General features: G+C 32.7%; 9 protein-coding genes. 6 read left to right on the top strand and 3 right to left on the bottom strand.

Going from position 1 to position 7,441, the window contains the following annotated elements; all coding sequences use genetic code 11:
• From SULYE_RS04390 to secG, 5 genes are all read left to right on the top strand, one after another.
• Positions 1-455: sodium:calcium antiporter (locus tag SULYE_RS04390; RefSeq protein ID WP_007546907.1), on the top strand; the 455-nt coding region annotated here is incomplete at its 5' end.
• Between the two features lies 1 nt (position 456).
• A complete protein-coding gene (locus SULYE_RS04385; protein WP_007546906.1) occupies positions 457-1,401 on the top strand; it encodes an acetyl-CoA carboxylase carboxyltransferase subunit alpha in 945 nt (314 codons plus the stop codon).
• Between the two features lie 184 nt (positions 1,402-1,585).
• A complete protein-coding gene (locus SULYE_RS04380; protein WP_007546897.1) occupies positions 1,586-2,191 on the top strand; it encodes a 2,3-bisphosphoglycerate-dependent phosphoglycerate mutase in 606 nt (201 codons plus the stop codon).
• On the top strand, positions 2,188-2,940 hold the full coding sequence (gene tpiA, locus SULYE_RS04375) for a triose-phosphate isomerase (RefSeq protein WP_007546896.1): 753 nt from the start codon (positions 2,188-2,190) through the stop codon (positions 2,938-2,940). Before SULYE_RS04380 ends, tpiA begins: the two co-directional genes overlap by 4 nt.
• Positions 2,941-2,943: 3 nt before the next feature.
• Entirely contained in the window at positions 2,944-3,237 is a 294-nt protein-coding gene (gene secG / locus SULYE_RS04370) for a preprotein translocase subunit SecG (RefSeq protein ID WP_007546895.1), read from the top strand.
• On the opposite strand, the gene SULYE_RS04365 is transcribed toward secG, so the two are convergent.
• The 3 genes from SULYE_RS04365 to fabD are packed head-to-tail and all read right to left on the bottom strand — an operon-like array spanning position 3,187 to position 5,092.
• Positions 3,187-3,510, bottom strand: a complete 324-nt coding sequence (locus SULYE_RS04365; RefSeq protein ID WP_052294933.1) for a DUF72 domain-containing protein — start codon at positions 3,508-3,510, stop codon at positions 3,187-3,189. The two genes, secG and SULYE_RS04365, sit on opposite strands and share 51 nt — an antisense overlap.
• 33 nt (positions 3,511-3,543) lie before the next feature.
• Positions 3,544-4,197, bottom strand: a complete 654-nt coding sequence (gene bioD / locus SULYE_RS04360) for a dethiobiotin synthase (RefSeq protein WP_007546894.1) — start codon at positions 4,195-4,197, stop codon at positions 3,544-3,546.
• Positions 4,190-5,092, bottom strand: coding sequence for an ACP S-malonyltransferase (gene fabD, locus SULYE_RS04355; protein ID WP_007546893.1), 903 nt, complete (start codon positions 5,090-5,092; stop codon positions 4,190-4,192). Before fabD ends, bioD begins: the two co-directional genes overlap by 8 nt.
• A 476-nt stretch (positions 5,093-5,568) precedes the next feature.
• Between fabD and SULYE_RS04350 the strand changes: the two genes are divergently transcribed.
• A partial coding sequence (locus SULYE_RS04350; protein WP_007546891.1) for a DEAD/DEAH box helicase occupies positions 5,569-7,441 on the top strand: 1,873 nt, incomplete at its 3' end.

Here is a 7,441-nt window from a genome sequence, read left to right as displayed (position 1 = left end):
CGCATTTATCTTTAATAATTGCTCAAGTAATCATCTCTCTTATAATAATGGTTGGTGGAGCACATTTCTTCGTTCATGGAATAGAAAAAATAAGTTTAGCTTTTGGATTAGACCCATTGATTTTTTCTCTTATTATCGCTCCAATAGCTACAGAATTACCTGAAAAAATTAACAGCGTAAAATGGATTTTGGAAAAGAAAGATACGTTGGCAGTTGGAAACATTGCCGGTGCAATGGTGTTTCAAAGTACAATTCCTGTTAGCATTGGTGTTTTATTTACAGAATGGAGCATAACAGGGCTTGCGTTAGTGTCCGGAATATTTGCAATAATTTCAGCTTTTATAGCTCTAACAGTTTCTTACATTAATAGAGAATATTTTGCTTTTGGATTTACATCCGGTATATTATTTTTCATAGCCTATATATACTTGGTTTTAACAAATGGGGCATCATAAAATGGATATAAATCAAGAATTACAATCTTTGCAAGATCAGATTGAAATATTAAGAGAGAGAGTAAAAAAAGGTGAGCATCATTTAATCAATGAACTTGCAAAATTAAGAAGAAGATTTAAAAAACTATCTAAGGAAAAGATGGCAAGTTTGACAGCATGGGATAGGGTTCAGCTTGCCAGACACCCAAAAAGACCACACACAATAGACTATATAAATAATTTATTCACTGATTTCATAGAACTTCACGGAGATAGAAGGTTTGCAGATGATAAAGCAATAATAGCAGGATTTGCAAACTTTGAAGGAAAGCCTGTTTGTGTAATCGGTCATGAAAAAGGAAGGGATACAAAAGAAAAGATAGAAAGAAACTTTGGAATGCCGCACCCGGAGGGATACAGAAAAGCCATCAGAGTAATGAAATTAGCAGAAAAATTCAAAAGACCGATTTTTACATTCATAGATACTCCGGGAGCTTATCCAGGCATCGGTGCAGAAGAAAGAGGTCAATCTCAAGCTATAGCAGAAAGTTTAATGGTAATGGGCAGCTTAAAAATTCCCATTATTGCGACAGTCATAGGTGAAGGTGGTAGTGGTGGAGCATTAGCTCTTGGCGTTGCAGACAAAATACTTATGCTTGAAAATGCTATATATTCCGTCATATCACCTGAAGGTTGTGCTGCAATACTTTTTAAATCAGCAGAGTCAGCCCCTATCGCAGCAGAAAGCTTAAAAATTACAGCACAAGATTTAAAAGAACTTGGTATTATTGACTGTATAGTAAGAGAACCACTTGGCGGAGCTCATTTACAGCCAAAGAAAATGTATAGATTACTAAGAAGAGCTTTGAGAAACTCTTTAAAAGAAATAATAAATATTAACTTAGATGAACTGGTTGAGTTAAGGCATAGAAAATTTTATTCAATGGGAAGGTTTACTGAAAAGTAGGGGGGAGACTGCTTGCAAAAATCAACACTGTCATTCTGAAGCCGGCGAAGAATCTAATATTTTAAATGAATTTCTCGCTCCGACGTATCTTGTGATTATTAACTCTTTACATTCCCACAAACTAATACCAATCACCATTGCTTACTTAATGATATAATAATTTTTAAAAACTTTGGAGGTTTTTATGCCTAAATTAGTCTTAGTAAGACATGGACAATCTTTTTGGAACTTACAAAATAGATTTACCGGATGGGTAGATGTTCCACTCACAGAAAAAGGAAAAGAGGAAGCTTTTAAAGCAGGGGAGCTTTTAAAAGATATTAGATTCAAAGTTGCTTACACATCTGCATTAACAAGGGCTCAAGAAACATTAAAAATCATTCTTGAAGTTATTGGACTACAAATCCCAATTATAAAAGACCAAGCATTAAACGAAAGACACTATGGAGCATTACAAGGTTTAAACAAAGACAGGGCAAGGCAAAAATATGGAGCTGAAATAGTTCATCTTTGGAGAAGAAGCTATGATATTGCACCACCGGAAGGAGAATCTTTAAAGGACACTGCTGCAAGAACAATTCCATTCTTAGAAAGAGCAATTCTTGGCGATATCTATGAAGGAAATGATGTGTTAGTTGTTGCCCATGGAAACTCTTTAAGGTCTATAATTATGTATCTTGAAAAACTAACACCGGAAGAGATTATAAAGGTTGAGCTTGATACAGGCGCTGCAGTTGTCTACGAGTTAGACCAAGAAGGAAATATCATAAGCAAAGAGGTTAGAAAATGAGATATCTTATAGCTGCAAACTGGAAGATGAACAAAACAGTTGCAGAATCCGTAGAGTACATAGAAAAATTTAAACCTATGGTTGAAGATATTCATCAAGTCGATATTATGATTGCTCCATCTTTTACAGCTTTATCTTCAGTCTCCTTAGAGCTTAACAACACAAAAATAAAGCTTGGTGCTCAAAATATGTATCATGTAGATAGAGGGGCTTTTACTGGTGAGATATCGCCAATAATGTTGAAAGAGTTAAACGTTGAGTATGTAATCCTTGGACATTCTGAAAGAAGACATATTTTTGGAGAAAAGGACGAGCTTATAAATAAAAAAGTTATATCTGCATTGGAGTATGGAATAAGACCGATAGTTTGCGTTGGAGAGACGTTAGAAGAAAGAGAGCTTGGAATAACATTAAACGTTGTAGAAAGACAGATAAAAATGGCTTTTGCCGGTGTTTATCCTGATATTGGTCTTTGTGATATAGCTTACGAACCCGTTTGGGCTATTGGAACAGGGAAGAATGCAACAAAAGAGCAAGCCCAAGAAGTTCATCATTTTATTAGAACTCTTATAAATGAATTGTCTAAAGGAAATGATGAGACTACAAGGATTTTATACGGTGGTAGTGTTAACGAAAATAACGCAAAAGATTTGATAAGTCAAAAAAATGTTGATGGATTTTTGGTTGGTACAGCAAGCTTAGACCCTGAAAAATTTTATAAAATCATTACCCATTCTTTGGAGGTGTAGAAATTGGAATTTTTGTTTGGAGTTTTATCTGTAGTTTTAATAATTGTTTCTGTTCTTTTAATAATTCTTGTTTTAATGCAAAAAACAAAAGGTGCAGAGATTGGAGCTGTTTTTGGGTCTGGTGCGGCAAAGGCTGTTCTTGGAGCTTCTGCAGCAACGATTTTAACAAAAATAACCTACTGGCTTGGAGCAATATTCTTAACATTAGTTCTAATACTATCATACTTAAGCGTCCATATTGCAAAATCAAAATCTGTTATTGAAAGTATACCGGCAGAGCAAACACAAAAGAAATAACTGAAAATTATGATATTCTATATAAAATCCTATTTTCTCTTGTTCCTGGATTTTTAATTGGTCTTTAAACCTTTTTATATGTGTGATTGTTTTATTGACTTTAACAGAAAATTTAAAATCTTCTGGAGATATTTTATAAAATCTTTTTATGGAGCTCTTTTTTGGAAAGTTATAAAAAGTAGAATTTATTTCCACAGTTTTAAATTTTGTAGCATAGTAAGTAAACCATTGATTTGGCTTTAAATCAGGGGAAAAATCTTCCTTTTGGTCCATATAAGAAAAATCCGGAGCATCCTATTTAATCTTTCATAAGATCAATCCTGCCGCATTTTTCAATTTTTCATAACATTCGCTGATTGGAGTTTCGGATTTATTACATTTTGCTATTACTTTTACTTTAGAGAACTTTTCTATTACTTCTGGATTTTTTTCTTCCGATATATCATTGCCAGTAAAACCATTCATGACAATACCTAAGATATTAGCATCTTTCAAAGCTTCCAAAGTAAGCAGTGTATGATTTATCGTTCCAAGACTTGCTCTTGATACTAAAAGAACGGGTATATTTAAGTCTTTAATTAGTTCTCTGTATGTGTAATTTTCTTTAATCGGAACCAAAACACCGCCGGCTCCTTCCACTATTACAAAGTCATATTTTTGAACGAGATATTCATAATGTTTTATTATTTTCTCTAAATCTATACCTCCACCTTCCATTATAGTTGCCACGTATGGAGCTACAGGATTTTTGAAAGTATATAAAACTACTTCGTCAATCTGCTGACATGTCAGTTTTGATAATAAAGTAGCATCTTCCGGAATTGGGTCTGCACCGGTTTCAACAGGTTTAAAGTATGCTACTTTTAATCCTTTTTCTATTAGTGTTTTAGCCAAGGCATAGGAAATGGTTGTTTTTCCTACGCCTGTGTCTGTTGCTGTGATAAATAAAGATTTAAGCATTCTCTATGTCTTGCAAAGTTTCTATATTTTTAAGCTCTAAATTGCTGTTGATTCTTTTTATAAGACCGGTTAAAACTTTCTTTGGACCAATCTCATAAACTGTTTTAACGTCGTTATTTGCTAAAAACTCTACAGTTTGAACCCATCTAACCGGTGAATAAAAATGAGCTTTTAACTCTTCTTTTATCTCTTGAACCTTTGTTATCGGAGTTGCAGTGATGTTTGATATAACAGGAATTTTTGCATCGTTAAAAGGTGTATCTTCAATATACTTGGCAAATTCCTTTGCTTTTTCTTTTAAAAGGGATGAATGGGCAGGAACTGATACAGCTAATGGTACAACCTTTTTAGCACCTTGCGATTTTAAAACTTCCATCGCTTTTTTTACCGCTTCTGTTTCACCGGAAATAACGGTTTGTTCATAAGAGTTGTAGTTTGCAATCTCAACAACGCCATCGATCGTTTTTAGAACCTCTTCTATTTTATTTGCATCTAAGCCAATTATTGCAGCCATTAAGCCTTTTCCTTCCGGAACTGCGCTTTGCATCAAACTTCCTCTTATATAAGTAAGATAAACTGCATCTTCTACGGATAAACTTCCTGCAACAGTTAAAGCTGTAAACTCTCCTAAGGAATGCCCAGCCAAAAACGATGGAGTTCTATTTTTTTTGTTAAAAATTTTGTAAATCAAATAAGAAGTAAGTAAAATAGCCGGTTGTGTGTATTGTGTAAGATTAAGTTTTTCTTCATCATTGAATATAATTTCTGTCAAATTAAATCCAAGTTTTTCATTAACTTTATTGTGAATCTCTCTAACTTCTTCAAAGCTATCATAAATATCTTTTCCCATACCAACATACTGGGAACCTTGTCCCGGAAAAACAAAAGCTATCATTATTTTGCAACCTCCTTTTTTGTTTGCAATTATTATAACTTATTAATTTAAGAAATACGTCGGGTGAGAAATTTAATAAAAACATGAGATTCTTCGCTTCGCTCATAATGACGGAATAGGTTATCCTTCCTTTATAATGTTTATCATTCAACCTTTTCATGTCATCCTGAGGCCGTAAGGCCGAAGGATCTCATTTTTAAATTCTATAAAAATTGCTAATTTCTCACCCCAAGGTATTATTATAACTGATTAATTTAAGAAATTAGGTAAAAGTAGGAAATTCTTAGCTTCGGTCAAAATGACAGCGTGGATTTTTGTAAGCAGTCTCACCCCAAGGCATATAAATTTTTGATAAAATGCTTATATTAATTTTCTTATATTAATTTTAGTGTATAATTTAGCATGCTATGAAAGTATACACAGGCAACAGTTCATATTGTGAATATTTACTTATTCAGAAAGAGGAACCTTTATTTTTGATAACAGACTCTGAAAAGTCCGCAAAAGAAAGCTTTTTAAATCTTAAGGCTTATAAAGATTTCTTTAAAAAAGACATTGAAATCATTCATTTTCCATCTTCTCAAGAAAAACTTGACCTTTTAAGTCAGATTGAGAGAAATTATGCTATCTATAAAATTTTAGCAGGTAAAAATTGGATTTTAGTATTTTCCAAAGATGCTTTAAGTGTAAAGGTTAGAACAAAAGAAAATTTCTTAAAAGACATTATCAATATAAAGAAAAACGGGGAGTTAAACAGAGAATTTTTGATAGAGAAACTTTATAAACTTGGGTACATAAGAGAAGAATTTCCAGAAAATGAAGGAGAATTTTCTGTAAGAGGTGGCTTTTTATCTATCAACATTCCAAAGGTAGGCATAGTAGATATAGATTTTTTCGGTGATACAATAGAAAACATCTTTCTAAAATCAAAAATCTTAACAAGAAAAGAAATAGAAGAAATATTCATTTTGCCGCTTTATGACTTTAACGTCAAATCAAAAACGCCACTTATTTTTGAAGATGAAGAAAGTACCTTTTTTAGAGATTATTTAAAAAACGATATTTATACCTTAGATATCTATGAAGATTTAAATTTACCTATCAAAGGTCAATTTTACTCAAAATTTTCTAATCCTGAGGTTGGAGCTATAAAAGATATTACACAAGAGTTTACCGTCTATAAAATTCCATTAAAAAAAGAGCTTGTACTACTTAATGAAAAAACGGCTTTCCTACCGGAGGTTGAAGAAAAGTTAGAGTTAGATGTTGAGCCGTTAAAGGAAGGTGATTACATAATTCATGAAGATTTTGGGATAGGTATCTACAGAGGGATAGAGACAAGAGAGATTAGAGGAAAAGTTTATGATTTTATGATTCTTGAGTATGCAGGCGGTGAGAAGGTTTATGTTTCATACCTTCATTTTGATAAAATTCATAAATACAAAACCAACTCTATCATTCAGATTGATAAAATCGGCGGTACTTCTTGGAGAAATCTAAAGAAAAAAGTTAAGGAGTCTTTAAAAAATATTGCAAAAAATCTGTTAGAGATCTATTCAAAAAGACAAAATATATACAGACCACCATTAAAAACAGATGATGAGCTAATAAGCAAGTTTGAAAGAGAGTTTCCATTTGTAGAAACACCCGACCAGATAAAAGCCATAAAAGACATAAAAAGCGATTTTTCAAAGCCAAAGCCAATGGAAAGGCTAATATGTGGAGATGTTGGCTTTGGTAAAACCGAAGTAGCCATCAGAGGCATTTTTATATCTGTAATAAATGGATACCAAGCTTTGCTTTTGGTTCCTACTACTGTCCTTGCTTATCAGCATTATAAAAAATTAAAAGAACGGCTTGAACCTTACGGAATAATCGTAGAAAATCTTTCAAGATTAAAATCAAAAAAGGAAAATGATAATACAATAAAAGCTTTTGAAGAGGGAAAAATAGACGTTTTGGTAGCAACTCATAAAATCTTACATACTAACCTATCTTTTAATAAGCTTGGGCTCCTTGTGATTGATGAAGAGCATAGATTTGGAGTAAAAGCAAAAGAAAAAATAAGACAGATAAGAGAAAGTGTAGATACTTTATACTTAACTGCAACGCCAATTCCAAGAACATTAAACATGGCACTTTCAGGACTAAAAGATATATCGGTTTTAAACACACCACCGGAGGGAAGGTATGAGATAAAAACATATGTCTCAAATTTTGATGAAGAGCTTATAAAAAAAGCCATTGAATTTGAAATAGACAGAAACGGACAGGTTTTTTATCTACATAACAGAATAGAGACAATCAAAGAAACAGCAGATTTTTTAAAAAACTTAGCCAAAAAAGCAA

Source organism: Sulfurihydrogenibium yellowstonense SS-5, assembly GCF_000173615.1.
In the GTDB taxonomy this organism is placed as follows: domain Bacteria; phylum Aquificota; class Aquificia; order Aquificales; family Hydrogenothermaceae; genus Sulfurihydrogenibium; species Sulfurihydrogenibium yellowstonense.
Note: the sequence above shows the minus strand (reverse complement) of the source record. Positions and strands in the feature narration are given on the sequence as shown.

Coding starts and splice junctions, on each gene's coding strand:
- fabD (WP_007546893.1), bottom strand. CDS start 5,092: ATGATAGCTTTTGTTTTTCCGGGACAAGGTTCCCAGTATGTTGGTATG.
- tpiA (WP_007546896.1), top strand. CDS start 2,188: ATGAGATATCTTATAGCTGCAAACTGGAAGATGAACAAAACAGTTGCA.
- bioD (WP_007546894.1), bottom strand. CDS start 4,197: ATGCTTAAATCTTTATTTATCACAGCAACAGACACAGGCGTAGGAAAA.
- SULYE_RS04385 (WP_007546906.1), top strand. CDS start 457: ATGGATATAAATCAAGAATTACAATCTTTGCAAGATCAGATTGAAATA.
- SULYE_RS04380 (WP_007546897.1), top strand. CDS start 1,586: ATGCCTAAATTAGTCTTAGTAAGACATGGACAATCTTTTTGGAACTTA.
- SULYE_RS04365 (WP_052294933.1), bottom strand. CDS start 3,510: ATGGACCAAAAGGAAGATTTTTCCCCTGATTTAAAGCCAAATCAATGG.